This window comes from Pseudomonas saliphila (genome assembly GCF_008638345.1).
In the GTDB taxonomy this organism is placed as follows: Bacteria; Pseudomonadota; Gammaproteobacteria; order Pseudomonadales; family Pseudomonadaceae; genus Halopseudomonas; species Halopseudomonas saliphila.
The window spans coordinates 180,835-207,266 of sequence record NZ_VTVA01000005.1 but is presented as its reverse complement, the minus strand read 5'-3'; the positions used below and the strand labels follow the sequence as shown (position 1 = coordinate 207,266).

At 59.8% G+C, this 26,432-nt stretch carries 18 protein-coding genes and 1 tRNA gene; 15 read left to right on the top strand and 4 right to left on the bottom strand.

From position 1 onward, the window contains the following. The first annotated feature begins 17 nt into the window (after positions 1–17). The 3 genes from FHK95_RS08075 to FHK95_RS08065 all read left to right on the top strand — a co-directional run bounded on the left by FHK95_RS08075 (position 18) and on the right by FHK95_RS08065 (position 4,489). Positions 18–1,106 (top strand): efflux RND transporter periplasmic adaptor subunit, encoded by a 1,089-nt coding sequence (locus FHK95_RS08075; RefSeq protein ID WP_150304080.1) that lies wholly within the window; start codon positions 18–20, stop codon positions 1,104–1,106. Continuing rightward, complete coding sequence (locus FHK95_RS08070; protein WP_150304079.1) at positions 1,103–4,141, top strand: efflux RND transporter permease subunit; 3,039 nt, start codon at positions 1,103–1,105, stop codon at positions 4,139–4,141. Before FHK95_RS08075 ends, FHK95_RS08070 begins: the two co-directional genes overlap by 4 nt. Positions 4,142–4,412: 271 nt before the next feature. Further along, a tRNA-Asp gene (locus FHK95_RS08065) sits at positions 4,413–4,489 on the top strand. A 111-nt stretch (positions 4,490–4,600) separates the two neighbouring features. On the opposite strand, the gene FHK95_RS08060 is transcribed toward FHK95_RS08065, so the two are convergent. Further along, positions 4,601–5,083 (bottom strand): DUF1641 domain-containing protein, encoded by a 483-nt coding sequence (locus FHK95_RS08060; RefSeq protein ID WP_150304078.1) that lies wholly within the window; start codon positions 5,081–5,083, stop codon positions 4,601–4,603. Beyond that, complete coding sequence (fdhF, locus tag FHK95_RS08055) at positions 5,083–8,058, bottom strand: formate dehydrogenase subunit alpha (protein WP_150304077.1); 2,976 nt, start codon at positions 8,056–8,058, stop codon at positions 5,083–5,085. Before fdhF ends, FHK95_RS08060 begins: the two co-directional genes overlap by 1 nt. A 212-nt stretch (positions 8,059–8,270) precedes the next feature. Between fdhF and FHK95_RS08050 the strand changes: the two genes are divergently transcribed. Beyond that, positions 8,271–9,059, top strand: a complete 789-nt coding sequence (locus FHK95_RS08050) for a hypothetical protein (RefSeq protein ID WP_150304076.1) — start codon at positions 8,271–8,273, stop codon at positions 9,057–9,059. Beyond that, positions 9,056–10,222: a hypothetical protein gene (locus FHK95_RS08045; RefSeq protein ID WP_150304075.1), complete on the top strand. Its 1,167-nt coding sequence runs from the start codon at positions 9,056–9,058 to the stop codon at positions 10,220–10,222. The genes FHK95_RS08050 and FHK95_RS08045 overlap by 4 nt, the downstream gene beginning before the upstream one ends. A 308-nt stretch (positions 10,223–10,530) precedes the next feature. On the opposite strand, the gene FHK95_RS08040 is transcribed toward FHK95_RS08045, so the two are convergent. Further along, positions 10,531–11,580, bottom strand: a complete 1,050-nt coding sequence (locus FHK95_RS08040) for an AraC family transcriptional regulator (protein WP_150304074.1) — start codon at positions 11,578–11,580, stop codon at positions 10,531–10,533. A gap of 148 nt (positions 11,581–11,728) precedes the next feature. Here FHK95_RS08040 and FHK95_RS08035 point away from each other — a divergent pair, with 148 nt between their 5' ends. Together FHK95_RS08035 and FHK95_RS08030 are read left to right on the top strand one after the other, a co-directional pair. After that, a complete protein-coding gene (locus FHK95_RS08035; RefSeq protein ID WP_408003598.1) occupies positions 11,729–13,780 on the top strand; it encodes an oxidoreductase in 2,052 nt (683 codons plus the stop codon). Between the two features lie 226 nt (positions 13,781–14,006). Continuing rightward, positions 14,007–14,849 carry a hypothetical protein gene (locus tag FHK95_RS08030; RefSeq protein ID WP_150304073.1) on the top strand — a complete coding sequence of 281 codons (843 nt, stop codon included), beginning with the start codon at positions 14,007–14,009 and terminating at the stop codon, positions 14,847–14,849. Here the strand turns inward: FHK95_RS08030 and FHK95_RS08025 are convergent. Continuing rightward, a complete protein-coding gene (locus FHK95_RS08025; RefSeq protein ID WP_150304072.1) occupies positions 14,814–15,785 on the bottom strand; it encodes a DUF1853 family protein in 972 nt (323 codons plus the stop codon). The genes FHK95_RS08030 and FHK95_RS08025 overlap by 36 nt on opposite strands. A gap of 114 nt (positions 15,786–15,899) precedes the next feature. Here FHK95_RS08025 and FHK95_RS08020 point away from each other — a divergent pair, with 114 nt between their 5' ends. The 8 genes from FHK95_RS08020 to FHK95_RS07985 all read left to right on the top strand — a co-directional run bounded on the left by FHK95_RS08020 (position 15,900) and on the right by FHK95_RS07985 (position 26,318). After that, positions 15,900–16,784, top strand: a complete 885-nt coding sequence (locus FHK95_RS08020) for an NAD(+) kinase (protein WP_150304071.1) — start codon at positions 15,900–15,902, stop codon at positions 16,782–16,784. A gap of 2 nt (positions 16,785–16,786) precedes the next feature. Next, positions 16,787–17,755: a metallophosphoesterase gene (locus FHK95_RS08015; protein WP_150304070.1), complete on the top strand. Its 969-nt coding sequence runs from the start codon at positions 16,787–16,789 to the stop codon at positions 17,753–17,755. A gap of 39 nt (positions 17,756–17,794) precedes the next feature. Then, positions 17,795–18,607, top strand: a complete 813-nt coding sequence (locus FHK95_RS08010; RefSeq protein ID WP_235906735.1) for a rhomboid family intramembrane serine protease — start codon at positions 17,795–17,797, stop codon at positions 18,605–18,607. Between the two features lie 180 nt (positions 18,608–18,787). After that, positions 18,788–19,060, top strand: coding sequence for a YeaC family protein (locus FHK95_RS08005; protein ID WP_150304068.1), 273 nt, complete (start codon positions 18,788–18,790; stop codon positions 19,058–19,060). Continuing rightward, positions 19,060–19,908: a DUF2797 domain-containing protein gene (locus tag FHK95_RS08000; protein ID WP_150304067.1), complete on the top strand. Its 849-nt coding sequence runs from the start codon at positions 19,060–19,062 to the stop codon at positions 19,906–19,908. The genes FHK95_RS08005 and FHK95_RS08000 overlap by 1 nt, the downstream gene beginning before the upstream one ends. A gap of 10 nt (positions 19,909–19,918) precedes the next feature. After that, positions 19,919–22,570 carry an aminopeptidase N gene (gene pepN / locus FHK95_RS07995; protein ID WP_150304066.1) on the top strand — a complete coding sequence of 884 codons (2,652 nt, stop codon included), beginning with the start codon at positions 19,919–19,921 and terminating at the stop codon, positions 22,568–22,570. Between the two features lie 190 nt (positions 22,571–22,760). After that, positions 22,761–23,939 carry a YCF48-related protein gene (locus FHK95_RS07990; RefSeq protein ID WP_150304065.1) on the top strand — a complete coding sequence of 393 codons (1,179 nt, stop codon included), beginning with the start codon at positions 22,761–22,763 and terminating at the stop codon, positions 23,937–23,939. Between the two features lie 24 nt (positions 23,940–23,963). Next, positions 23,964–26,318, top strand: coding sequence for an efflux RND transporter permease subunit (locus FHK95_RS07985; RefSeq protein WP_150304064.1), 2,355 nt, complete (start codon positions 23,964–23,966; stop codon positions 26,316–26,318). Positions 26,319–26,432: the final 114 nt, after the last annotated feature.

Below are 26,432 nucleotides of genomic sequence, written 5' to 3'. Positions count from 1 at the left end.
TTTTCAAGGAGCTCATCATGTTTACCTCATCGCAGGCGTCGTCCCGTTGGTTATGGACGTTGTGTCTGGGTTACATCGTTTCGAGCCTGGCCGGGTGTAGCGATGAGGTCGGCGTCACGGCGGCCGAGCAGGACAAGCCGGTGCCGGTGCGTGTCGCCGAGGTCATCATTCCGACGGAAACCGAGCCGCTGCATTTTGCCGGAGCGGTTCGCGCTCGTCAGCGGGCCAGCCTGACCTTTCAGGTGGGTGGGGTGCTGAGCGAACGCGCTGTCGAGCTGGGGCAATCCGTCGAAAGCGGGCAGGCACTGGCCACACTTTACAATCCTGAGCTCAAGCCAGCATGGGACGCCGCCATGGCCCGCACCCGCGAGCTCGAAGCTCAGGCGGCTCAGGCGCGACGGGACCTGCAGCGTACCGAGCGACTGTTCGACAAGGGCGTCGTGTCTGCCCACGAACGCGAGCAACAACGGGCGCGCCTTGACGCGCTGATTGCCGGGGTGAGCAGTGCGCGCGCTGCGGCATCCCAGACCGAGCGCCTGCAGTACGAAAGCCAGCTGCGTGCGCCTTTTGCCGGACGGGTGGAAGCTGTGCTGGTGGAACCCGGCGAGTTCGTGGCACCGGGGCAGCCAGTATTCAGGCTGGCCGCAGCGGGTGGGCTGGAGGTCGAAGTGCGCGTGCCCGCACCGCTGCTGCGCGGATTGCAGGTCGGTCAGACGGTGCCGGTGCGCAATGGACTGACTGGCGCCCAATATACCGGGCGGGTGCTGGAAATCGGTCGCAGCGCCTCCCAGGGCAGCGCCCTGTATCCGTTGATAGTCAGCCTCGAGCATGCAGACCTGCAAAGCGGTGACGCTGTTGAAATAGGTCTGCAACGTCCAGGTGGCGATGCACTGGCCGTGCCGTTGGCGGCCATCATGCGCTCGGCTGGCGGCCTGGCGGTGTTCCGGGTGAATGACGGTCAGGCTTCGCGCGTCGCGGTCGAGGTTGAGTCGGTACGCGGTGAGTTGGCGATGCTGGGCAGCGACACGCTGACGGTGGGCGATCACGTGGTCTACGCTGGACTGACGCGGCTGGCGGACAACGACCGGGTGGAGTTACTGCCATGAACTTCGGCATGCTGGCCCGCCCAAGGCTGATAGGGCTGGTGGTGGTCATGCTGTGTCTGCTTGGCATCGCGTCCTACCTGACCATGGCGCGCCAGGAGGATCCGAGTTTTCCGTATCGGGCTGGCCTGATTACGGTGATGTATCCCGGCGCCATGGCTGAATCCGTCGAGCGTCTGGTGCTCGAGCCCTTGTCGGATGAGCTGTCGCAGGTCGAGGAAGTGAATTATTTCACTGCGACGGTGCGCACCGGGGTCGCGCTGGTATCCATTAACCTGGCTGATGCGATCTATGACACCGACTCGGCCTGGGACCGGGTGCGTCAGGCCATGGAACGCGCGCGCCTGGAGTTTCCAGAAGGCGTGCAGCAGATGTCGCTGGACGATCGCCTGATCGATATTCCGGCAGTGGTGCTCGCGGTGAGGGGCGACGCGTCGCTGGTGCATCTGAGTCAGCAGGCTGAACAGCTCAAGCGGGCGCTGGCAGACGTACCGGGGCTGTCGCGTATCGAGCTTGATGGCGAGGCGGACGAGCAGATCACCATCGCCCTGCGCGATTCAGAAATGCAGCGGCTGGGCATATCCCATGGCTTTCTCGCCGCGTTGCTGGCCGGGCGCAACCAGGTGATTCCGGGTGGGTTTGTCGTGTCTGCCGGCAAGCGGCTCGGGGTGTTGCCGAACAGTGAATTCACCAGTATCGAGTCACTGACTGCTACACAGATCCCCTTGCCGGAGGGTGGCAGCGTTCCCCTGGCGGCGATCGCTGATGTATGGCGTGGCCCGCTCGAACCGGCGCAGCCGCAAACCTGGTTTGACGGCGAACAGGCGGTGTTGGTGAGTCTGATTGCCCAGCGTGGCCAGGTCGATGCCATCCGCTTCGGCGAACAGATCCGCCAGCGGATCGAGGTGCTGCGTGCGGACTTTGCACCCTTGCAAATCGATGAAATGTTCTTTCAGCCTGATCAGGTCAGGCAACGCCTGGACGGGCTGGAATGGAGTCTGTTGGGCAGTGTGTTGGTTATTGTGCTGGTGGTGTTCATCGGCATGGGCTGGCGCATGGGGCTTCTGGTGGCCAGTATGCTGCCGCTGGTGGCGGCGATCAGTCTGGGGATCTACAACCTGGGCGGCGGCATCCTGCACCAGATCGCGGTCATTGCCATGGTGATTTCGCTGGGCATCCTCATCGACAACGCGATCGTGATGGTGGAGAACATCCAGGACCGGCTGAACCGCGGCGAATCGCGTCAGCAGTCGGTCGTCAATAGCGTGCGTGAGTTGGCGGGCCCGCTTGGCGCTTCGACCGCTACGACGCTGGCGGCCTTTACCCCGCTGTTGCTATCCAAGGGTGCCACGGCGGATTTTACGCGGGGTATCCCGATCATGATCATGCTCACGTTGACGGTCAGCTATTTGCTGGCGATCAGCGTTGCGCCCATGCTCGCTGGCCGGTTTCTGAAACCGACCACAGGTCATGGCAGCGTAATAATGGAACGGCTGGGTGGCCACCTGGCCTGGTTGAGCACGCGCTATCCACTCTGGATCATCGGCTTGGGTGCGCTGATGGTCATTGCCAGTCTGGCGCTGACGCCATTCATGCAAGTGCAGTTCTTTCCGAAGGCCGACCGTCCACAGGTGGTAGTCGAACTCTACATGCCAGAGGGCACCGATCAGCAGCAGACCGAGTCGGTCGCTGCGGATCTGGAGCGACAATTGCGGCAGCGTCCGCATGTGCAGAGCGTGCACCGGTTTGTCGGCTCAGCCGGCCCCAGCTTCTACTACAACCTGCTGCGTGCGCCGCAGGCACCCAATCGCGCCAGGCTGGTAGTGAATGCCTCGGATCTGGCCGCGACCGATGGGGTGATTCGCTGGGTGCGAGAGCGGGTTGCCAGCAACATGCCCGAGCTGGAGGTGGTCGCCAGCACGCTGGGGCAGGGGCCGCCGACCGCAGCGCCCGTGGAAATACGGCTTTATCACCACGATGATCAGGTGCGCATTGCGGCCGCCGAGCAGGCGTTCAGTATCATCAAGTCCACCAGGGGTGCGGTGGACGTTAGGCATGACATCGACCTGGGCGTCCCGGTGCTTGAAGTGAATGTCGATGACGCACTGGCTCAGCGTTACGGTCTGGATCGAGGCGATGTGGCCCGTGCGCTATTCACTCACAGCCTGGGCCTGACAGCTGAGCAGTATCGCCAGGAGCTTGATCCGATGCCGATTGTGCTGCGCTCCCATGAGGGGACGCGCCAGTCCGTCGAACGGCTACTCTCGGCCAGTGTGTTTAACGAGAACGGCGAGATGGTGCCGTTGACAGCCGTGGCGAGTATTGCTGCCAGCTGGCAACCGGCGGGCATACGTCAGCGCAACGGCGTGCGGGTGTATACCGTCACCGCCGGACTGGAGCAGGGCTACAGCTTCAATCAGGTGTTGGATCAACTGAACCGTGAGCTGGAATCGACCCCGCTGCCAGCAGGCGTGCGTATGGAACTGGGGGGTGACAGTGAAGGCTCCGGTGATGCCAATCGTGCACTGGCTACCACCGCGCCGATCGGGCTGTTGTTGTTGCTGTTCTTCCTGCTGTTGCAATTCAACTCCTTCCGCCGTCTGGGCATCATTCTGCTTACCGTGCCGCTGGCTGCTGTGGGTGTGTTTCCCGGGTTGGTGCTGTCGGGGTCGCCCTTCGGCTTTCAGTCGACGCTGGGGATCATCGCGCTGGTCGGGATCGTGGTGAACAACGCGATCGTGCTGCTGGATGTGGTTGATCAACGGCTTGCGGCAGGCGTGCCGGTTCGTCAGGCCGTCGCCGATGCAGTGGCGCGTCGCACCCGGCCGATTCTGCTGACCACCGCTACGACCATTGCCGGTCTGCTGCCGCTGGCCTTTTCGTCCTCGACTCTGTGGCCACCGATGGCCTGGGCGATCATTTCCGGTTTGTTGGCGTCCACGGTGCTGACCTTGCTGGTGGTGCCGGCGGTGTCCTGTTTTGTGCTCAGGCCAGTGGCTGAAAGGGAGGTTGAGCCGAGCGTGTCAGCCAAAGGTTGAGCAGACGAAAACACAGTTATGGAGAGCAGCGATAATTACGACCTACAGGATGATCTGGTGGTTCGCTGGCCGGGATGGAGCCCGGCCCTCCATAAACCCTTGGCTGAGAAGGGGTTTGGTCTTTCCGGAGGCTTTGACTGGCCGATAACTTTTTATACGAAAGCGCTGCTAACTGCTTGACGAACCTACAGGAAAGTTTACAATGCGCGCCTGTTCAGACAGACGGATGGAGAGGCAACTCTCTCGTTATACCGATCTTGAGGACAGATGCGCAGTGGTAGTTCAGTTGGTTAGAATACCGGCCTGTCACGCCGGGGGTCGCGGGTTCGAGTCCCGTCCACTGCGCCATATATAGAGAAGCCTCTGAGTCGAAAGATTCAGGGGCTTTTTGCTGTCTGGCTGGTGTGAATTTGTCTGCTCGGGCCGCGTTCGGACGCGCCGACAGGGTTTAGTGTCGCTTCAATTATCCGTTTGCTTGCCAGTGAATGCCGTGACGGGTTTGTTGGGCTCTTTGCCCATTCGGTCGGCGAAGACTTTGAGTGCTTCGAGAATCGGCGCCAGTGATGCCCAGAGTTTGTCATCCTGGAGCATCTTGTAGGTGCCGCTGAGGCCGGGTGCGTCGCCTTGTTCGTCGGTTTTGGTATGCCGGTTGAGCTCCTCGACGGCGTCTTTCATGCCGAACACCACCTTGTAGAACTGCTCGGGCGGAATGCGCGAGAGCGCCATACCGAGAATCGACAGGTTCTGTATCGTGTTCAGCGTACCTTCCTTGCCCAGGCCGCCGACCAGCACATGCGCCAGATCGGTCTTGGAGCACACCACATCATTGGCAAAGCGCAGCACGCCGTGTTCATGCAGGCTCTGCAGCAGGCGCTCGAGCTCCTGATGCGCATCGGGGCCGATCGGCGTGGGTTTGACGTTGTAGTCGATACGTTCGGCCATCAGAGCTTCTCCGGATTGGATTGTTCGGCGGGCGGGGCAACGTATTCCGGCTGGGCCCATTTGAGCTCCACCGGCACACCGTCGTTGGGCGTACGGTGTCCATAGCGGAAATTGTTGTCCGGCAGCGGAGGCTCTCCGGCGGGGCGCGGCATGACTTCCAGCCTGACCGCTGTTTCCTTGTAAGCCGGTGTATTGACGTCGGGGTCGTGATGCTCGCCGGTCAACAGATTCAGCCCCGGCTTGCCCTGGTGAATCGACATGAACAGCACATTACCGTGAACCCGGTCCGTCACCGTTGCGCGCACTTCTAGGGAGCCGCGCCGTGAACTGACGCGTACCCAGCTGCCGTCCTGAATACCGTGCTGGCTGGCCAACTCCGGACTGACCTCGACAAACCAGTTCGGCAGCTGATTATCAATGCCTGGGGAACGGCCGCTCTGGTTGGTGCCCTGGAAGTGCTCGAGCATCCGGCCGTTGTCCAGCATCAGGTCGTACTGCTCATCGGCTTGCTCGTCCGGCTCTTTCCATTCCAGCGGATACAGCACCGCCTTGCCGTCGCCGGTATGGAAGCCGTCGGTATAGAGTAGCGGTGTGTCGCTGCCATCTTCCTTGACCGGCCAGCACTGGGATTGCCAGCCTTCGAGGCGTTTGTAGCTGACGCCCTTGAATATCTCGGCAATGCCGGCGACTTCATCCATGATCTGCGATGGATGTTCGTAGCCCCAGTCATGGCCCATGCGTTTGGCCAGCTCGGTCAGGATCTTCCAGTCAGGCCGGCTGTCGCCCAGCGGCGGCATCACCTGGTAGAAGCGCTGGATACGCCGCTCGGTGTTGACGAAAGAGCCTTCCTTTTCCACGCTGGGGCAGGCCGGTAGCACCACGTCGGCGAACTCGGCGGTACGGCTGAGGAACATGTCCTGCACCACCATGAAGTCCAGGCTCTCAAAGGCGCTGTGTACGTTCTGGCTGTGCGCGTCCGAAAAGGCCGTTTCCTCGCCGATAATGTACATAGCGCGGATCTTGTCCTCTTCAGCCTGCTTGACCATCAGGAAGTTGTCGGAACCTATTTCGGCGGACAGCTTGTCCGGGGCGACGCCCCAGGCTTTTGCCCACTTCTTGCGAACCTTGTCCTCGGTGACCTTTTCATATCCGGGATACATGTTCTTCAGACAGCCAAAATCACTGGCACCCTGAACGTTGTTATGTCCGCGCATCGGGTAGCCGCCCGTGCCGGGTCGACCATAGTTGCCGGTCACCACCAGCAGGTTGGACAGGGCGGTGCTGGTGTCGGCGCCATGACTGTGTTGAGTGATGCCCATGGCCCATAACAGGCAGACGGATTTTGCCTGGCCAATCATCTCGGCGGCGGCGATCAATTGCTCCTCGGGGATATCGGTTATCTGCGCGGCGTATTGCAGGGTGAAGGGCTCAAGCGAGCGGCGGTATTCCTCGACCTGATTGACCTTGTTATCCAGAAAATCCTGATCGGCATAGCCATGCTCGAACATGTAGCGGGACATGGCCGATGCCCAGACCAGGTCGGTGCTCAATTTCGGGCGCAGGAAGATGTCGGCGCGTTCAGCCATTTCGTGCTTGCGCGGGTCAACCACGATCAGCTTCTGGCCGCGCAGCTTCTTCGCCGCCTTCACTTTGGAGGCAATCACCGGATGGTTTTCCGCCAGATTGCTGCCCACGATCACTACGAGCTCAGCGCTTTCTATATCCTGTATCGAGCCGGCGTCGCCGCCGTAGCCGACAGTGCGGAACAGACCCTTGGTCGCCGGGTTCTGGCAGTAGCGTGAGGAGTTGTCGACGTTGTTGGTGCCGATGATCAGCCGCGCGATCTTCTGCGTCAGGTAGGCCTCTTCGTTGCTGGCCTTGCTCGATCCGATAAAACCGATGGCATCCGGGCCGTAACGGTCGCGATCCTTCATTAAACGGCTGGCGACCAGATCCAGCGCCTCGTCCCAGCTGGCTTCACGGAACTGGCCGTTTTCGCGGATCAAGGGTGTGGTCAGGCGCTTTTCGCTGTTGACGAAATCCCAGGCGAACTTGCCTTTCACGCAGGTGGAGATGCCGTTGGCCGGCGCATCGACCACCGGCTGCACCTTGAGAATATGCCGGTCGCGGGTCCACATCTCAAACGAGCACCCCACGCCGCAATAGGTGCAGACGGTTTTGGTACGCTTGATTTCCGGTTGCCGCCAATACATGTCCATATTGGAAACAGCGGTAATAGGTGGTGCGCCAATGGTGCGTTCCAGTTTCTTGACGATATCGATCAGCGGTCGCTTGAGCGTTTGCGGCAGGGCAGTGAAGGGCCCGGCGTCCGGTTGCATGGATTTCTCCAGCAGCGCATTGCAGGGGCAGACGGTGACGCAGTGGCCGCAGCTGACGCAGCTGGAATGATCGATGGACTCGCCGCCGTCCCAGAGTACCCGCGGATGCTCCATGTTGTAGTCAATGCTCAGCGTTTCGTTGACCTCAACGTTCTGGCAGGCCTCGACGCAGCGCCCGCAGAGAATGCACTGGTCCGGATCGTAGGTATAGAAAGGGTTGGATTCGTCCTTGTCGTAGGGCTTGCGCTTGAACTCGTAGCGCTGGATCGGCATGTTCATGTCGGCGAAGGTGTTGTGCAGCGTGCAATCACCGGTGTTGTGTTCACACAGGGTGCAATACAGTTCGTGCTTGCCCAGTAGCCGGTCCATGCCTTCGTGCCGCGCCGCGCCTGCACGTTCGGACTCGCTGTTGACGATGAGTCCGTCTTTGCTGGTCAGCGCGCAGCCTCGCTGCAGTTCGCCGTCTACCTCGACCCAGCACACGTCGCAGGTTTGCAGTGCGCCCAGCGCGCGGTGATAACAGACGTGGGGGAGGTCAATACCGTGCTCGGCGAGGAAGTCGACCAGAGGTTGATCGGTCTGGCCGGTCAGTGGCTTGCCATCGAAGAAAATCGTGCAGTCCGCAACCTTGTTCATCAGGACACCCTTGTTATTGGAGGCCTCGGGTCCATGGCGTGCGTCGTCATGTTGATGCGTTAGGGTCCGTTGCCGTCGCGGCCGTGCCGAAACGGCAACAGACCCTAGTGCGCTTCATTTTGGGACTGACGTCATCTCGAATCGTTCAGCGAGACAGGATCTACTGGCCCTGGGGTACACTCATGGTCGTCGGGTCAACCACAGGACTGTCAGTGCAGCGACCGCTTGTATTCAATCTAGCCATCTTCCTGCTGTTGTTGGGATGGAGTCTGCTGCCTGGTGTCTTGCGGGGCTGGGCCATGCTGCCACTGTGGATCGCCTGTACCGCACTCGTGTTTACCGGCAGCTTCGAGGCGGCGCGGCTGCGGCGCAGAGTCTGGCTGGATCAGTACCTGCTGGCGGCATCGCCCTGGCATCGAGTACTGCGCGGCGGATCGGTGATGATCGCCTGGCATTTGCTTATCGGCGCGCTATTGAGTCTGTTCATGTTGATCAAGCTGCAGAGCCTGGCCGTCGCGCTGTGGGTCGTTCTGGCGCTTGGGTTGCCGCTGATCGCCTGGCTGTTGCGCAGCCTGAGTGGGCGGCTGCAGAAGCACGTATTGCCGCAGGCGCGCCCTGCGCTGGTTCGACGGTTCACCGTGCCGTTGGCGGTGTGCGTGCTGACTGCCCTGTATCTTGTTGTAACGCTAAGTCTGGGCCAACCGGACGTGCGGGGCTTGAATTGGGATTCGGCGGTGACGCAGCATCTGCAGCAGTCCTCCAGCCAGTTCGCCCCTCTGCGTTTTCTTGAGCGGCTGTACATGATGCTGGAGCTGACGCTGCAATGGGCGCTGCAGAATGCGCTGGGTGGAACCGAGCGCAATGGCGGGCTGGCTGTGGTTGGCTGGAGCCTGTTGTTGTTGAGTGGTAGCGCCTTCATCTGGGCCTACGTGCGGCTTATGGTCGGCGTCGATGCGTTGTTCAGCCAGCGGCGCGGTGCATCGCTACAGGAGCTATCATGAAAGCAGGCGCGATGAAAAACGGTTCCATTCGACGTGTCGCTCTGCTGTTCATGGCCGCCGTGGCGGTGTGCGCGGTACTGCTGGCGCTGAATGTCGGCTACCGGCTGCTTAGCAAGCAGTTGGCTGACAACCGGGTGTTTGCCGTACTGGTGGATGATCAGCGATTGCTGCTTGATGGCAAGACCCTCGACGCCTTCAATGCCGATCTCCAGCGTCTGGGTATCAGCCATCAAGCGTCCCTTGAGCAGCAAATGAATGCCTGGGTGGATCAGTGGCTGGACGACACCTTCGTGTTGGCACTCGACGCCGTGCCGGGTTATATGGACTGGTATTACTCCATGCCTGGCTCGTATACGCGGTTGTATTACGCAATCAGTGGCGACCTGGACGCCGCGCTACGCGAACGGCTCGAGAGTCATCTGCTGGTGCAGAGCGGATTCGAGCAGCGGCTGGCGGATTTCGACCGCGCGCTGACTCGACAGCTGCATGGCATTCTCGGCGAGCAGGGCCAGGCTCTTCGACAGGCGCTGGTTCAGCGCTATAGCGACCGTCAGGTCGAGCTGGCGGAACCGAAGATCGACGCCAGACAGGTGATTGATGTGAACGCTGCGCTGGATCGGGCCTTTGGCGCCAGCGCCGGGGATATTCAGCGCTGGCAAATCAGTAGTCAGGCGTCTGTTGTCGCCGGTGTTGGCTCATTCGCGCTGCTGGCGCGCCACGCGATTCTGCCCAGGCTGATGCGCCTGGGCAGTGTTCAGGCGGCGCGGCAGGTGATCGCCGGTTTCGCTGCACGGCTGGCGCCGCGCATGGCGGGCGCCGTCACCATTGGTGGTAGCGCGGCGGCGGTGGCGGCGCCCACCGGTCCAAGTGCGCTGGTGGCAGGCGGTATTGCCTTCGCAACGGCCGCCGGTACTATTGTGATCACTGACTTTGCGCTATTGAAGGCAGAAGAAGCCGTCATGCGGGAGGACCAGGAACGACAGTTACATGACGAACTGGTGGTCTTCAGGGAATCCACCCGCGATCAGCTTCAGGCGCAACTGCAGGCGGCCTTCGGGCCGGCGGGCGAATCCTACCGGCGCGGCGTGGGGGGAATCGAGGACGAAACCCGCGCGAAGCGACAGTTTCATATTCTTGATCAGTGGCGCTTTTGGGACGCTTAGGCTACAGGATCCTGAAAAAGCAGAGCGTTTTCGCATACCGCAGCATAATCGCTCCTGCCTGCAACCTTGCTTGAACTTTTCGGAAGCCCCTTCATCTCACTGTAATGTAAGGACATTAAGTTGGAGTCCGAAGCATACAAAAACAGCGAAAAATGAGATAAAGAGGCGAATATATGAACGACTACTATGAAGAGCTGATTGAGCAACACGCCCAGGAATGGGACCAGGAAGTAGAAGACGCCGAAGAGATGTAAATTCGGCGTTCTTCTTGTAATGAACACCTGCAATACAATGATTTTCCGCACGTGCTATGACTTTCCAAACCGTACTTCCGTATTCTCCGCCGCCAGCGTCTGTCGGTACTGGCGACGGAAGGCCCCGGGCGGTTGCCCCGTCCATTTTCTGAATCCCCGCTGAAACGCCCCCTGGGATGAAAACCCCAGCAGAAAGGCTATTTCGCCGAGCGCCAGGTCTGTATCCCGAATGTAGGTGATCGCCAGGTCGCGCCGCGTCTCGTTGACGATATCCTGAAAGCGCGTGTTGGCTTCGGTGTGCAGCCGTCGGCGCAGAGTCCAGGTGGGCAGGCCCAGTTGCTCTGCCACCTCGGACAGCGTCGGCAGTTTGCGATGCAGTTCCGGCGAGACTATCTCCTCGACTTTCTCGCGAATGCGCCGGTGACGGTCCAGCTGCGCCAGTTCGCGATCGCATAACTGGATGAGATGCGCAAAGGTGGCGGGTGCGCTCTGCACAAGGGGCAAGGCCAGGCTGGCAGGGTCCCATAGCAACTGATTGGCGGCCTGCCCGAACAGCACTGGACACTGAAAACAGGCTTCATATGCGTCGGCATAGGCTGGCGCCGGAAACTCGATGTGCACCTCGCGCACCCGGGCGCGCCCGGCGGTGAGTTGACGGCCCAGTTGCGCCCGGGCGGCCAGCGCGGAGTCGACCACAAACAGATTGAAGGCGTTGTACGGGCTGATTGAGTAGAACCGCAGGGCCGGTGCCGCCAGGCTGGAGTGGCCGCGGTAGTTCTGGCTGGTCAGCCGCTCATAGCGTACCAGCGTGGCGAAGGCTTCCCCCAGAGCTGGAGCACATTGCGCAGCCATGCCAGCCAGATCGAAGTGGCTGATCTGCACCTGTTGCCCCATCAATAACCCGATCGCCGGCGTACCGCTTTCCCGGATCGCAGCATGGCCGAGTCGCATGAATCGCGGAATGCTGATGCGCGCCTGGGGCTGGGCCAGCAGCTCCGGGGTGATGCCGTAACGCTGAAATAGCGGCTGCGGATCCTGACCCAGTTCGATTAATGCCGCCTGCAGGCTGTACAAGTGCCCGACGGCCAGGTCGCCCAGTTTCATGTGTGCACTCGTGGAAAGAAAAACCGATTGTAAGAAATGGTGATGAATATGTCACTTGTGGTAATTGAGCGCAGACGAACACCGGCCTATCGTCTCGTCATTCGACCTGGTGGCATGGACCCCAGGCAAACCTGATGACGGAGCAATCATGACCGACCACGCCCTGCACGCCCACTTGGAGTACCCCCACCTGTTGGCCCCTCTGGATCTGGGCTTTACCACGTTGCGCAATCGGACCCTGATGGGCTCCATGCACACCGGGCTGGAAGAGCGTCCGCAGGGCTTCGAGCGTATGGCTGTGTACTTTGCCGAGCGCGCCCGTGGCGGTGTGGGTCTGATTGTGACCGGTGGCATTGGTCCCAACGAAGAAGGCAGCGTCGGCAAGGGCGCCGCCAAGCTGACCACGCCGGAAGAAGCGGAAAAGCACAAGGTGGTTACCCAGGCGGTCCACGAAGCCGGCGGCAAGATCTGCATGCAGATTCTGCATGCGGGGCGTTACGCCTATAACCCCAACGGCGTCTCGGCCAGTGCGGTGCAGGCGCCGATCAATCCGTTTACGCCCAGGGAGCTGGACGAGGCTGGCATCGAAAAACAGATCGCCGACTTTGTGAATTGCGCGCAACTGGCCCAGAGCGCTGGTTATGACGGCGTCGAAATCATGGGGTCGGAAGGCTACTTCATCAATCAGTTCCTGGTCAGGCACGTCAATCGGCGCACCGACCGCTGGGGCGGCAGCTACGAGAACCGCATGCGTCTGGCGGTGGAAGTGGTGCGCCGCGTACGTGAAGCGGTCGGGCGCGAATTCATCATTATTTACCGTTTATCGATGCTGGATCTAATCGAAAATGGCAGCACCTGGGACGAAGTCGTATTGCTGGCGAAGGCGGTCGAGCAGGCTGGCGCTACGCTGATCAACACCGGCATCGGCTGGCATGAGGCACGAGTGCCGACTATTGCGACCAAGGTGCCGCGCGCAGCTTTCACCAAGGTGACGGCGAGGCTCAAGGGCGAAGTCAGCATTCCGCTCATCACTACCAACCGGATCAATACCCCTGAGGTGGCCGAGCAGGTTCTGGCCGGCGGCGATGCCGATATGGTGTCCATGGCGCGGCCATTTCTGGCTGACCCGGAATTTGTCAACAAGGCGGCGGAAGGCCGCGCTGACCAGATCAATACCTGCATCGGCTGTAACCAGGCCTGTCTGGATCACACCTTTAGCGGCAAGCTGACCAGCTGCCTGGTCAATCCACGTGCCTGCCATGAGACTGAATTGAATTATATTCCGACCGCGAAGATCAGGAAGATCGCTGTGGTTGGTGCCGGGCCGGCGGGTTTGGCAGCGGCGACTGTCGCCGCCCAGCGCGGCCACCAGGTAACGCTGTTCGATGCGGCAAACGAGATTGGCGGCCAGTTCAATATCGCCAAGCGTATTCCGGGCAAGGAAGAGTTTTATGAAACGCTGCGCTACTACGGCAAGATGATCGCGCTGCATGGCGTCAAGCTCGAGCTCAATCGCCGGGTGACCGCTGAGGACCTGCGTGGCTTTGATGAAGTCATTCTGGCGACCGGCATCAAGCCGCGCACGCCAGATATCCCGGGAATCGATCATCCCATGGTGCTTGGCTATCTGGATGTGATTACCGGGCGCAAGCCGGTTGGCGAGCGTGTGGCGGTCATGGGCGCGGGCGGTATCGGTTTCGACGTGGCCGAGTTCATTACCCATCAGGGCGGCTCGCCCAGTCAGGATATTGCCTTGTTTTGGAAGGAGTGGGGCATCGATCCGGCGCTAGAGGCCCGAGGTGGTATCGCCGGTATCACCGCGCAACCTCAGCCACCCGCCCGCCAGGTATTCCTGTTGCAACGCAAGTCGAGCAAGGTGGGTAAGGGTCTGGGCAAGACCACCGGCTGGATCCACCGTGCCGGGCTCAAGAGCAAGCAGGTCAAGATGCTCAATAGCGTGGAATACCTGAAGATTGATGACGATGGCCTGCATATCCGGATTGGTGAAGCAGGCGAGGCGCAACTGTTGCCCGTGGACAACATCATCGTTTGCGCCGGACAGGAGCCGCTGCGTGAGCTCGAGCAGGATCTGAAAAACCTGGGTGTGACGGTGCACCTGATAGGCGGTGCAGACGTTGCGGCCGAGCTCGATGCCAAGCGCGCGATCGATCAGGGATCTCGACTGGCCGCAGCGATCTAGGAAGCCTCTGAGTATCCGCCTGCCAACCCCGTCACATACAGCTGCCGGTCACGTCCTCTAAACTGTGATCGGCCGATGCATTCAGTAACTCCATAGCTCAAAGTTGGGTTAGGCTCTCTTGACGTTTCGTTGCACAGGTGACGAAGCGTCCATAGAACATGGATTGCATCTGAAAATTGCATACGGGAATGCATTTTTGCTGAAGGGACCCGGCGGAGAGTTATTGATGAGCACAGCACCAAAGTCATTACTGACAGAAGCGGTAATGTTTTTTTCGGCGCGTGGCGTATGCAAGGAAGTGCTTTACACCGAATTCGAGGCGCTGCTTGATGGCCTGGTAGCCACCCCTGAGTTCGCCGACGAAACCATCGAAGCCGTTTTCTTACAGATCAATAATCGTCTGCAGGTGCGCGCAGCGGTGTTCTTTACCATGGATTTTGACATGGACGGTTACGTCAACCGTCTGTGGAACATGCCGCTTCGTCAGTTGGCCGAGAAGGCCGGTCGTGGTCCTGATATGGGCGGCGGGCCGATCCGATTGGCTTGTCTCGGTTTTACCACGGCGCCACAACACCGTGAAAACATGTGGAAACCCGGCCAGCGTAACGGTCGCGCCGATCTGGCACTGATCAAGGAGGCGGTTAGCCGCAACGCCCTGGGGATTATTGGCGTCGAGGAGGAGGCTTTCACTCCGATAGCGACCGAGCGCTTGCGCGTGGCCGCTGAAGACGGCTGGTACGATGACTCCCGCGGGATTACCGAGCCCGCGCCGGAGCCGGTCGCTGCGGAACAGGCTATCGAAGATCAGGCGCAGCGCGAACGCGATGAGCATTTGAAAAAGATTGCGTTGTACACCCGTCAGGTACTTACCCTACAGGAGCGTTTGAAACAGGCAGAGGATCGTCGCCTGGCGGACCTGAATCAGCTGCGCCAGGATCATACCGATCACCTCAACCTGATTCGCGGCGAGATGATCGATATCAAGAACGAGCTGGCACACCAGCAGAAGATCAACGCGTCGTTACGCCGTGAGCTAACCAAGGCGCAGAACCGCACGTCGATCGACTGACTCCTTCGCGTTGGGCCAAGTCTCGGGCATGCAGATCAGCCGTTCGGCGCTCATCGCCCGGTAGTCCGCGACCGTATCACAGCGCACCAGCATCCATGCCCGGGTCGGGTCCAGCTGTTGCGTATCGAGCATCTCTTTTATCTGATCCCCTGTCCGTATCAGTCCGTGCTCCGCGAGCGGCGGCATCAGCCACTGCTTGTGCGGCATGAGCAGCCATTGCTTGCCTCGCATAGATGCCAGCGCGGACTGTCGACACCACTGGTGTGCAGGGGCACCGGGGCGGCTATCAACGGCGGGGGGCATCGGTCTGTCATGGGGGGCGAACAGCACCCCTTGCATACAGGCGCCGGACAGGTCGGGCTGTGGCAGCGGGGTGTCAGCGAGATGAAACTGGTCGGTCAGTCGCAGCTGGTGGTCGCGTAGCCGGCTGACCTTGTCATGCAGGCTATCCCGTGGATCAGGCCCCAACCATGCGCTGTGCGCGCTGAAGCCGATCGCCGATGTTTGCTCGGTGGCTGGTGCTGTAAGTGCCTCCGGCAGGCCGAGATAGAACTTTACCGCGAGTTCCAGGTGGATGATGGCGCCGTCCGCATCCTCGATCAGCAGGTCCAGTTCGCCGAGGGTCCGACCCCGTTCCCGCAGGGCGATATTCCGTGCCAGTATCGTTACATCGGGCGCCAGAGACAGGAGCGCGTGCCAGAGCCGTTCGTAATAATTGCCCAGCCGCAGATCGCGGGATGCTGGAATCAGCTGTTGCAGGGGAACCGGGTCGGCGTCGAGTTGTTTAAGCCTGTAGAGTAGCGACTGCGGATCGCGCCGCCAGACCGATCCGGCCAGCGGGTCGCGCATCGGCAATATGCCCGACTCCAGCAATGATCCAGAACAGGCGACCCAGGCAAGGTCACGGACCTGTGGATGAGTAAATAGGTCGGGCATCAGTCGTCTCGTTAGTCGTCTCGTTTGCCAGCGCGGAGCCGGCTGCGGATAATCCTTTATTGGGCAGTGTCATCCACGCCCGCGAATCCTACAAGTTGATATAGAGAGAGTGGCATGGAGCAATTCCGCAATATCGGGTTGATCGGACGTCTTGGCAGCGGGCGGGTCGTGGATACCCTTAAACGGCTCAAGCGGTTTCTGCTCGATAACGGCCATACCGTGATTCTTGAAGATTCGGTGGCGGACCTGTTGCCCGGCCACCAGCTGCAGGTCTGTACCCGCAAAATGATGGGCGAGATCTGCGATCTGGTTATTGTCGTAGGCGGTGATGGCAGCTTGCTGGGTGCCGCACGCGCGCTGTGCCGCTATAACGTGCCGGTACTCGGGGTTAACCGCGGCGGCCTGGGCTTTCTGACCGACATTTCCCCCGATGAGCTGGAAAGTCGCATCGGCGAAGTGCTGGCCGGGCGTTATATGGTCGAGAACCGCTTCCTGCTTGACGCCTTCGTGCGCCGTGGCGATGAGCAGCTGGGCACCAGCGAAGCATTGAATGATGTGGTATTGCACCCGGGTAAATCGGCGCGAATGATCGAGTTCGAGCTGTATATCGATGGTCAGTTTGTCTATAGCCAGAAATCCGATGGCCTGATCGTTGCCACGCCAACCGGTTCCACCGCGTACGCGCTGTCCGCTGGCGGCCCGATCATGCATCCCAAGCTGGATGCCGTGGTGTTGGTGCCGATGTTCCCGCACACGCTGTCCAGCCGCCCCATCGTGGTGGACGGTAACAGCGAGTTGAAAATCATCATTTCCTCGCAGAACGGTATCTATCCGCAGGTCAGCTGTGACGGCCAGGTGCAGATTGCCTGTGCGCCGGGGGATACCATTTACATCCGCAAGAAGCCGCAGAAGCTGCGCTTGATTCACCCGCTGGATCACAACTTTTATGCCATCTGCCGAGAGAAGCTGGGCTGGTCGAGCCGGCTGACGGAGCGATGACCATGCATGCACCGGCCGAGCATTCGGGCTACGACATCATCGGGGATATCCACGGTTGTGCCCGCACGTTGGCTCAGTTGCTGGAACAAATGGGATACACGCTGCAGCAGGGTGTATGGCGCCATCCAAGCCGGCAGGCGCTGTTCCTCGGCGATATCATCGATCGTGGGCCGCGTATTCGTGAATCCCTGCATCTGGTCCACGATATGGTTCAGGCAGGTAGTGCGCGCTGCATCATGGGTAATCACGAATTCAATGCGTTGGGCTGGACCACGCCCGCTGCGCCCGGCAGCGGCAGGCAGTATGTCCGCGATCATACCGAGCGCCAGTTGCGGCAAATTCAGGAGACGCTGGAGGAGTTCGCTGCCTACCCGGACGAGTGGCGCTATTTCCTCGACTGGTTCTTCCGTCTACCGCTGTTCCTGGATATGGGCGCGTTCCGCATGGTCCATGCGTGTTGGGATCAAGAGTTGATTGATACATTTCAGGCGCAGTATCCGGACGGGTGTCTGGATCGCGAATTTCTGCAGGCCTCAGTGGAGCCGGACAGTTTCGCTGCCCAGGTTCAGGATCGGCTGTTGCGTGGCACTGGCATGCCTTTGCCGCATGGCCTGACCATGACCGGCAAGGACGGCTTCACTCGCCAGTTCTTCCGCACCAAGTTCTGGGAAGAGAATCCGCAGACCTACGGTGACGTACAGTTCCAGCCTGACCCCTTGCCCGAGCACATTGCCGCGCGACCCCTGACGCCAGATCAGAAGGCTGAGTTGCTGGTGTACGGCGAGGATGAGCCGATCCTGTTTGTCGGACATTATTGGCAACAAGGAAAGCCGCATCCGATCAGGCCGAATCTGGCGTGTCTCGACTATAGCGCGGTCAAATTCGGTAAACTGGTCGCCTACAGATGGGACGGTGAAGAACGTCTCGAGCGGGATAAATTTGTCTGGGTCGATGTGCCGAAAATGGCATGAGAGTCACCCGACCATCGTGAGGTAAAGATGTACCGAGCTATGAATCGTCCGCTTGACGAGGACCTGAGCAAGCTGGCCCGCTTCCTGCGCAGTCGCGGGGTGGTGCATCGCATCACCGAAGAGGGTGGGCGTCAGGTGGTCTGGACGCTGGATGAAAGCGACGGTCAGGTGGTGCAGACCTTATATCAGCAGGGTGTGCCCGACATTGTCGAAGGCGAGCCCAGGGCGAAACAGACGCCGGGCTGGCGGGCGCGGGCAAGAATGATTCCTGTGACGCTGATCGTGCTGTTGCTCACCGGTGTGGTCGCGCTATTGACCGGACTCGGTAGCCGGCCCGAGGCGATAGTCTATTTCACCTTCACGCCACTGGCTGCCGATGGCTATCTGGCGACCGAAATAGATATGAGCCAATGGTGGCGTCTGGTTACGCCAGCGTTGCTGCACTTCAGCATTATGCATCTGGCGTTCAACGCGTTGTGGTTCTGGGAATTGGGCCGGCGCATCGAAATCCGCTCGGGTGGTATGTGGTTGTTCGGGCTGAGCGTGTTGTTCGCGCTGACCTCGAACTTTGCCCAGTGGTTCACCAGCGGCAATGCCTTGTTTGGCGGTATGTCCGGGGTGGTCTACGGTCTACTGGGGTATTGCTGGCTGCATCAGCTTATCGCTCCCAGTGTGCACTTCGATCTGCCCCGGGGCGTGGTGGTACTGATGCTAGCGTGGTTGGCGTTGGGCGTTTCAGGCTTGATCGGCATGCTGGGTTTCGGCGCGATTGCCAACGCAGCCCATGTTGGCGGTCTGGTTACCGGGTGCCTGGTCGGCGCCGTAGTCGGGGCGCTGCAGCGCTACCGTTGAAGAGGGTACAATGTGCCCTTTGAATTATTGGTTCCCGCGAAACCAGCCTGTCCGGCCATGCGACGTTGATACTCCGGCACCTGTGCTTTTTACCTCCGGTAAATGTTGCATTGTTGTCCGGTCGCCTTGCCTGTAACCGCCGGGTTTCGTGGGCTTTAGAGTGTGTCCCGCGGAGGCAAAATGAACGACTTCCTTGAAATGTTGCGCACCGTTACACCCGATGTGTACGCCAGCCTGAAGCTCGCAGTCGAGATCGGTAAGTGGCCGGATGGCCGCAAGCTGACCCTGGAACAGAAGGAGCTGTGCATGCAGGCCATGATTGCCTGGGAGCAGGAGAACCTGCCCGAGGAAGAGCGTACCGGTTACATGGCGCAGACCTGCAAATCCCAGAAAACCGAGCAGAAGACCGTTCCCGAATCGATGTTCGTCAACGCCTCGGATACCCTGCACTGATGTCCATTGTGTCTGCCTCAGGTTCCGTCAAGAAGCTATTGGGCGCGCTCGAACAAGGCCGCAGCGGGGCGACGGTGGAGTACCAACTGCCCCTCGGCGAGCAACATGTGCCGCTGAACGAGCTGCTGGGTAAGTCGATTCGCCTGCAGGCACTCGGCGATATCCACTGCCTGCATTGCGCCCGTCGAACCAAAAAAAGCTATAGCCAGGGGTATTGCTACCCCTGTTTCATCAAGTTGCCGCAGTGCGATCTGTGCATCATGAGTCCCGAGCGTTGCCATTACGAGCTGGGCACCTGCCGGGATCCTGCCTGGGGCGAGCAATTCTGCATGACCGATCATATTGTCTATCTGGCCAATTCATCCGGCCCCAAGGTGGGCATTACCCGCGCGACCCAGCTACCGACACGCTGGATTGATCAGGGCGCCAGCCAGGGTTTACCGATCATGCGCGTGTCGGCCCGGCAGCACTCAGGGTTGCTTGAAGACCTGTTGCGTAAACAGGTGGCAGACAAGACCAACTGGCGCAAGCTGCTACGCGGCGAGCCAGAACCGATGGATCTCAAGGCGCTGCGTGACAACCTGCTTGAGGGCGCACGCGAGGGCATCGACGCATTGCATTCACGCTATGGGCTGCAGGCGTTTCAGCCGCTGAATGACGCGCAGGCGCTGGATATCCGCTATCCGGTACTCGAGTACGTGGAGAAGCCCAAGTCGGCTAATCTGGACAAGGAGCCGGTACTGGAAGGGACTCTGTTGGGGATCAAGGGCCAGTATCTGTTGCTTGATACTGAGGTCATCAATATTCGTAAATACACCGCCTACAATATGGCCTTCTCGGTTCATTGAGGACAGACGCATGCGCACTGAACAACCGAAGACAATCTATCTCAAGGATTATCAGCAGCCCGATTACTGGATAGATGAAACCCATCTGACCTTCGAGTTGTTTGACGATCATGCGCTGGTTCACAGTCGTTTGGCGATGCGCGTCAACGCGGACAAGAACCCGACGACGCTGCCGCAGCTAGTGCTCGATGGACAGGAACTTGAGCTGATATCCGTTGCGATCGACGATCAGGCGCTGACCGAGGCCGACTACCAGCTGAGCGCGGATAGCCTGACGCTGCAACCCGCAGGTGCTCAGTTCGAGCTTGCCATTACCACGCGTATTCACCCGCGCGAGAACACCGCGCTGGAAGGGCTGTACCAGTCTGGTGAGATGTTCTGCACGCAGTGCGAGGCGGAAGGCTTCCGCAAGATTACCTATTATCTGGACCGCCCGGATGTCATGAGCCGGTTCACCACTACGGTGATCGCTGACCGCGACGGCTTCCCGGTACTGCTGTCCAACGGCAACCCCGTTGCCTCCGGCGAGCACGACACCGATCGCCACTGGATCACCTGGGAAGATCCGTTCCCCAAGCCCGCCTATCTATTCGCGCTGGTGGCAGGTGACCTGTGTTTGATCCGTGACAGCTTCACCACCATGAGCGGTCGCACGATCGACCTGCGCATCTACGTCGAAGCAGAAAACCGCGACCAGTGTGACCATGCGATGGACAGTCTCAAGCGTTCCATGCGCTGGGACGAGCAGGCCTATGGCCGTGAGTACGATCTTGATATCTTCATGATCGTGGCGGTGAATGATTTCAATATGGGCGCGATGGAGAACAAGGGGCTGAACATCTTCAACTCCAGCTGTGTTCTGGCCCATGCCGATACCGCGACCGACATGGCCTTCCAGCGCGTGGAAGCCGTCGTAGCCCACGAATATTTCCACAACTGGTCGGGCAATCGGGTGACGTGCCGCGACTGGTTTCAACTGTCACTGAAGGAAGGTTTCACGGTGTTCCGTGATTCGCAGTTTTCGGCTGACATGAACTCGGCCACGGTCAAGCGCATCGAAGACGTGACCTTCCTGCGCGCCAACCAGTTTGCCGAGGACGCCGGCCCGATGGCACATCCGGTACGCCCGGACGCGTTCATGGAAATTTCCAACTTCTACACGCTGACGGTGTACGAGAAGGGCGCCGAGGTGGTGCGCATGCTGCATACGCTGCTTGGCGATGCGGGTTTCCGCAAGGGCACCGATCTGTATTTCGAGCGGCACGATGGCCAGGCGGTCACCTGCGACGATTTCGTCAAGGCGCTGGAAGAGGCCAATACGGTAGACCTGACCCAGTTTAAACGCTGGTACAGCCAGGGCGGCACGCCACGCCTGGCGGTCAGAAGCGCGTATGACAGCGCCGCGGGCACCTTCAGTCTGAGCTTCAGCCAGAGCTGCCCACCCACTCCGGGCCAGTCGGAGAAGGCGCCTTTCGTCATTCCGGTGCGCATGGCGTTGCTGGACGAGCAAGGCCATGAGTTGAATTTGAAGCTGGTCGGCGAGCAGCAGCCGCGCGGCACCGAGACGGTGCTGTCCGTCACCAAGCCGGAGCAAACCTTCGTGTTCGAGGGATTGACCGGCGAGCCGCTGCCCTCACTGCTGCGCAATTTCTCGGCACCGGTAAAGATGCTGTACCCCTACAGCCGTGATGACCGGGTGTTTCTGGCCAAGCACGATCCGGACGGCTTTAACCGTTGGGAAGCGGCGCAGAGTCTCGCCGTGGATGTACTGCAGGGTCTGGTGGAAATTCATCAGGCTGGCCGGCCGCTGATGCTGGATCTGCGCTTGCTCGATGTGTACCGCAGCGTGCTGACCAATGAGAATCTGGATCCGGCGATGGTGGCCGAGATCATCCGTCTGCCCACGGAATCCTATCTCGTTGAGTTGGCCGAGGTGGCGGACGTGGATGCCATTCATCATGTGCGCGAGTGGGTGCGTCTTGAGCTGGCCACGACACTGAACGCAGACATGTGGACGTTGTTCAGACGCCTGGATGATCGCACGGCCTATACGCCGGATGCCGCCTCGGTGGCCCGGCGCAGTCTGAAGAATACGCTGCTCGGCTATCTGATGCAGAGCGGTTCGGCCGAGGCGCTATCGGTCTGCGTTCGGCAATTCGTTGAAGCCAATAACATGACCGATCGCCAGGCGGCGCTGGCAGCGCTGGTCAACTCGCCCCACGAAGAGCAGAAGGCGGCGGCGCTGGCCGAATTCGCCGAGCGCTGGAGCGGCTACCCACTGGTCATGGATCAATGGTTTGCAGTGCAGGCTACCAGCACGCTCCCCGGCGGTCTGGAGCGCGTGCAGGCCTTGATGGCACATCCGGCGTTCACCCTGCGCAATCCGAACAAGGTGCGCGCGTTGATCGGCAGCTTCGCAGCGCAGAACCTGGTCAATTTCCACCGCAAGGACGGGGCTGGGTACCGCTTCCTGACAGACCAGATCATTGTTCTTAATGAACTGAATCCGCAGATTGCCTCACGCCTGCTGACGCCCTTAACGCGCTGGAGCAAGTACGATGCCGGCCGTCAGGCGCTGCTCAAAGGGGAGCTCTCGCGCCTGCTTTCACAGCCCGATTTGTCCCCTGATGTCTACGAAGTAGTCAGCAAATCCCTCGCCTGAAGCCAGCCCGTTCGCCTCTTCGGAGGCGGGCGTGCAATCCTGTCTTCTGCCTTATCGTGAGACGGACCCCATCATTGCCGTGATTAACAAAAGATAACGGAGGGGCCGTTGTTACCGCTTGTTATTCCCCGTTAGTATTAGGACTCCTGCCATCTGGGTAGGGGTTCCTATAAGAATAAGGGGGAATGGTATGCGTAAGCCCATTAAGCGGCGCGCTTCATCCTGTCGTCTCACCAGCTTTTCTGGTCAGCTCGCCACGGGTGGCAAACAATCATTAACACGTCAGGTATTGGCCGCCATGGGCCTCTCCGTCGTGCTCGCCAGTATTTCGGCTCCAGTTGCTCTAGCGCAGGAAGCGCAGGAACCTGCAACCAGTGCAGCGGTAATCTCTCCCAAGGCCAGCTCTGCGCTGCTCCTTGACGTAGATCGTGCGGGTGATCGCCTGGTGGCGGTGGGCTCACGCGGTCACATTCTCTATTCCGATGACAAAGGCGAAAGCTGGCAGCAGGCCCCGGTGCCTACCCGGCAGTTGCTGACGGCGGTTGATTTTGTCAACGACACCCATGGCTGGGCGGTGGGCCATGACTCGCTGATTCTGCATACCAGTGATGCAGGGGAAAGCTGGACCATCCAGTACCGTGACCCGGAACTGGAGCACGAAGTTGATCCTGATGGCCCCGGTCTGTTGGAAAAACCCCTGATGGACGTCTGGTTCAGGGATACCCGCACCGGTTTTGCTGCGGGTGCCTATGGCCTGTTTCTACGCACTGATGATGGCGGCCAGAACTGGGACGACCTGACCTACGAGATCGACAACGAGGACGGCTTTCACTACAACGCCATTGCGGAAATTCCCGAGACTGGCCTGTTCATGGTGGGCGAGCTGGGCATGATGTTCCGTTCTCCTGATTTCGGCGATACCTGGGAAACCATCGAAGATCTGCCCTATGACGGCTCTTTGTTTGGCGTGTCCGGTACCGGCGAGCCGAACGTGGTGCTGGCCTGGGGGCTACGCGGCAACATGTTCCGTTCCGAAGATTTTGGCGATACCTGGGAGGAGGTCGCGTTGATGACACCTCACAATGGTCCTCTGCAAGCCACACTCTCGGGCGGCGATTATTCCGAGGATGGCAAAATCGTCGTCGTGGGAACCGGGGGCTTTGTGGTGACCAGCGACGATCAGGGCCGCAATTTCACGGTGGTAAGCCGTCCCGACCGGGCTGCTCTGGCATCAGCCACGGTACTGGATAACGGCAATCTCTTGCTGCTTGGCCAACGTGGCGCAGTGAAGGGTGATTCAACCGGCATGCCGCAGAACGGTTCTGCAGCTGACAGCATCCCTGCGGCCGGTACGCCCGCGGTCCAATAATAATTACACGCCAGGAGAAACTGGATGTCCAAACATCATCAGGAAACCGCTCCGTTTATCGAGCGGTTGATCTTCAATAATCGGCTGGTCGTTCTGCTGTTCTTTTTAGTGGTGACCCTGTTGTTGGGGTACCAGGCAGCGCAGGTCAAGCCGGATACCAGCTTCGAGAAGATGATTCCTCTCGAACACCCTTACATCATCAACATGATTGAGCATCAGGACGAGATGGCCAATCTGGGCAACTCGATCCGTATCGCGGTGGCCATCGAAGATGGCGATATCTTCTCCACCGAGTACATGGAGACGCTCAAGCGTATCAATGACGAGGTGTTCTTCCTGCCCGGCGTCGACCGCTCCAGCATGCGCTCGCTGTGGACGCCCAACGTGCGTTGGACGGAAGTGACCGAGTACGGTTTCGATGGTGGTCCGGTGGCCAATCGACCGGCCTATCTGACCGAGGAAGACCTCGAGGAATTGCGGACCAACATCCTCAAGTCTGGCGAGATCGGTCGCCTGGTGGCGAACAACTTCAAGTCAACCATCATTGAAGTACCGCTGCAGGAAACCTATCCGAACCCGGAAGACCAGGGCGAGCAGATTCGCCTCGACTACGGCGACTTCTCGCGTCAGCTGGAAGAGAAAATCCGTAGCGAGTTCCAGAATGAAAATCCCAACATCAGCGTTCATATCGTCGGCTTCGCCAAGAAGGTAGGCGACCTGATCGAAGGCATCCTCAAGGTGTTGCTGTTCTTTGGCGCGGCGCTGGCCATCACCTTCGTGTTGCTGTTGATGTTCACCCGCTGTATCAAAAGCTCGCTGACTGCGTTGATCTGCTCGGTGATTGCGGTGGTCTGGCAGCTGGGTCTGTTGCGCACCATGGGCTTCGGTCTGGACCCTTATTCGATCCTGGTTCCGTTCCTGGTATTTGCCATCGGTATTTCCCACGGTGTGCAGATCATCAACGGGATGGCCATCGAATATGCCACGGCTGACGATGCTCCGACTGCGGCACGCCGTGCTTTCCGGTCTCTGTACATCCCCGGTATCGTCGCGCTGCTGTCTGATGGTGTTGGCTTCCTCACGTTGCTGCTGATCCAGATCGAAGTGATCCGTGAGCTGGGTATCGCTGCCTCGGTCGGCGTGGCGGTCATCATTCTCACCAACCTGATCCTGTTGCCCGTGCTGATGTCCTACATCGGCATCAGCAAGCGGGCGATTCAACGCAACCGTGACATGGCATCGCGGCCACAGAAGTTGTGGCTGACGGTCGCCAAGTTCGCTCACCCGACCGTTGCTCCGATTTCAGTGGTGCTGGCTATCCTGGGCTTCGGTTTCGGTATCTACCATGGTCAGAAGGTCGAGATCGGTGACCTTGATCCGGGTGCGCCGGAGCTGCGTGCGGACTCGCGCTACAACCTGGATAACGACTTCATCATCCGCAACTATTCCACCAGCTCGGACGTACTGGTCGTCATGGTCAGCACACCGCCTGAAATGTGCTCGACCTACGAGACCATGGATGCGATCGATCAGCTGGAATGGCGCATGGTGAATTTGCCGGGCGTACAGTCCGCTGTGTCCATGGTGAGCGTGGCCAAGCAGGTGATCATGGGTAACAACGAGGGCAGCCTGAAATGGCAAACGCTCTCGCGTAACCAGGACAACCTGAACAACGCGATCAGCCGGGCACCCTCGGGCATGTTCAACTCGGCGTGCTCGCTGGTTCCGGTGATGCTCTTCCTCAACGACCACAAGGCCGATACGCTTGAGCGGGTTACCGCCGAGGTCGAAGCCTTCGCCGAGGAATACAACACTGACCAGCTGGAATTCAAGCTGGCGGCGGGTAACGCCGGTATTGAAGCGGCCACCAACGAGGTGATCGAGAAGTCACAAACCAAGATGCTTATCACTGTGTATGTGGTGGTCATCCTGATGTGTCTGATTACCTTCCGCTCGATCCGCGCGGTGCTCTGTATCATCATCCCGCTGGCGCTGACCTCGGTTCTGGCTAACGCGCTGATGGCATTCCTGGGGATTGGTGTGAAAGTCGCCACGCTGCCGGTGATCGCCCTGGGCGTGGGTATCGGTGTCGACTACGGCATCTATATCTATAGTCGCCTGGAGACCTATCTGCGTCAGGGCCTGCCGCTGCAGGAAGCCTACTACGAGACGCTAAAGACCACGGGTAAGGCGGTAACGTTCACCGGCTTCACTCTGGCCATCGGTGTAGCGACCTGGATCTTCTCCGCGATCAAGTTCCAGGCAGACATGGGTATTCTGCTGACCTTCATGTTCCTGTGGAACATGTTCGGCGCCCTGTGGCTGTTGCCAGCGCTGGCACGCTTCCTGATTCGTCCGGATAAGCTGCGCGGTAAGTAATTACCTTGCACTACCAAAAGCCGCTCCCCAGGGAGCGGCTTTTTTTATGCCTGCGCGAAACGCCCTGGGCATTTTCGCAAAGGGCAGGAAGGCGGTTCCCGGTAGGAGGCGAGG

Bases quoted from the DNA above. Each gene is read 5' to 3' on its own strand.
- FHK95_RS08075 (WP_150304080.1), top strand. From the start codon at position 18: ATGTTTACCTCATCGCAGGCGTCGTCCCGTTGGTTATGGACGTTGTGT.
- FHK95_RS08070 (WP_150304079.1), top strand. From the start codon at position 1,103: ATGAACTTCGGCATGCTGGCCCGCCCAAGGCTGATAGGGCTGGTGGTG.
- FHK95_RS08060 (WP_150304078.1), bottom strand. From the start codon at position 5,083: ATGGCCGAACGTATCGACTACAACGTCAAACCCACGCCGATCGGCCCC.
- fdhF (WP_150304077.1), bottom strand. From the start codon at position 8,058: ATGAACAAGGTTGCGGACTGCACGATTTTCTTCGATGGCAAGCCACTG.
- FHK95_RS08045 (WP_150304075.1), top strand. From the start codon at position 9,056: ATGAAAGCAGGCGCGATGAAAAACGGTTCCATTCGACGTGTCGCTCTG.
- FHK95_RS08040 (WP_150304074.1), bottom strand. From the start codon at position 11,580: ATGAAACTGGGCGACCTGGCCGTCGGGCACTTGTACAGCCTGCAGGCG.
- FHK95_RS08035 (WP_408003598.1), top strand. From the start codon at position 11,729: ATGACCGACCACGCCCTGCACGCCCACTTGGAGTACCCCCACCTGTTG.
- FHK95_RS08030 (WP_150304073.1), top strand. From the start codon at position 14,007: ATGAGCACAGCACCAAAGTCATTACTGACAGAAGCGGTAATGTTTTTT.
- FHK95_RS08025 (WP_150304072.1), bottom strand. From the start codon at position 15,785: ATGCCCGACCTATTTACTCATCCACAGGTCCGTGACCTTGCCTGGGTC.
- FHK95_RS08020 (WP_150304071.1), top strand. From the start codon at position 15,900: ATGGAGCAATTCCGCAATATCGGGTTGATCGGACGTCTTGGCAGCGGG.
- FHK95_RS08015 (WP_150304070.1), top strand. From the start codon at position 16,787: ATGCATGCACCGGCCGAGCATTCGGGCTACGACATCATCGGGGATATC.
- FHK95_RS08010 (WP_235906735.1), top strand. From the start codon at position 17,795: ATGAATCGTCCGCTTGACGAGGACCTGAGCAAGCTGGCCCGCTTCCTG.
- FHK95_RS08005 (WP_150304068.1), top strand. From the start codon at position 18,788: ATGAACGACTTCCTTGAAATGTTGCGCACCGTTACACCCGATGTGTAC.
- FHK95_RS08000 (WP_150304067.1), top strand. From the start codon at position 19,060: ATGTCCATTGTGTCTGCCTCAGGTTCCGTCAAGAAGCTATTGGGCGCG.
- pepN (WP_150304066.1), top strand. From the start codon at position 19,919: ATGCGCACTGAACAACCGAAGACAATCTATCTCAAGGATTATCAGCAG.
- FHK95_RS07990 (WP_150304065.1), top strand. From the start codon at position 22,761: ATGCGTAAGCCCATTAAGCGGCGCGCTTCATCCTGTCGTCTCACCAGC.
- FHK95_RS07985 (WP_150304064.1), top strand. From the start codon at position 23,964: ATGTCCAAACATCATCAGGAAACCGCTCCGTTTATCGAGCGGTTGATC.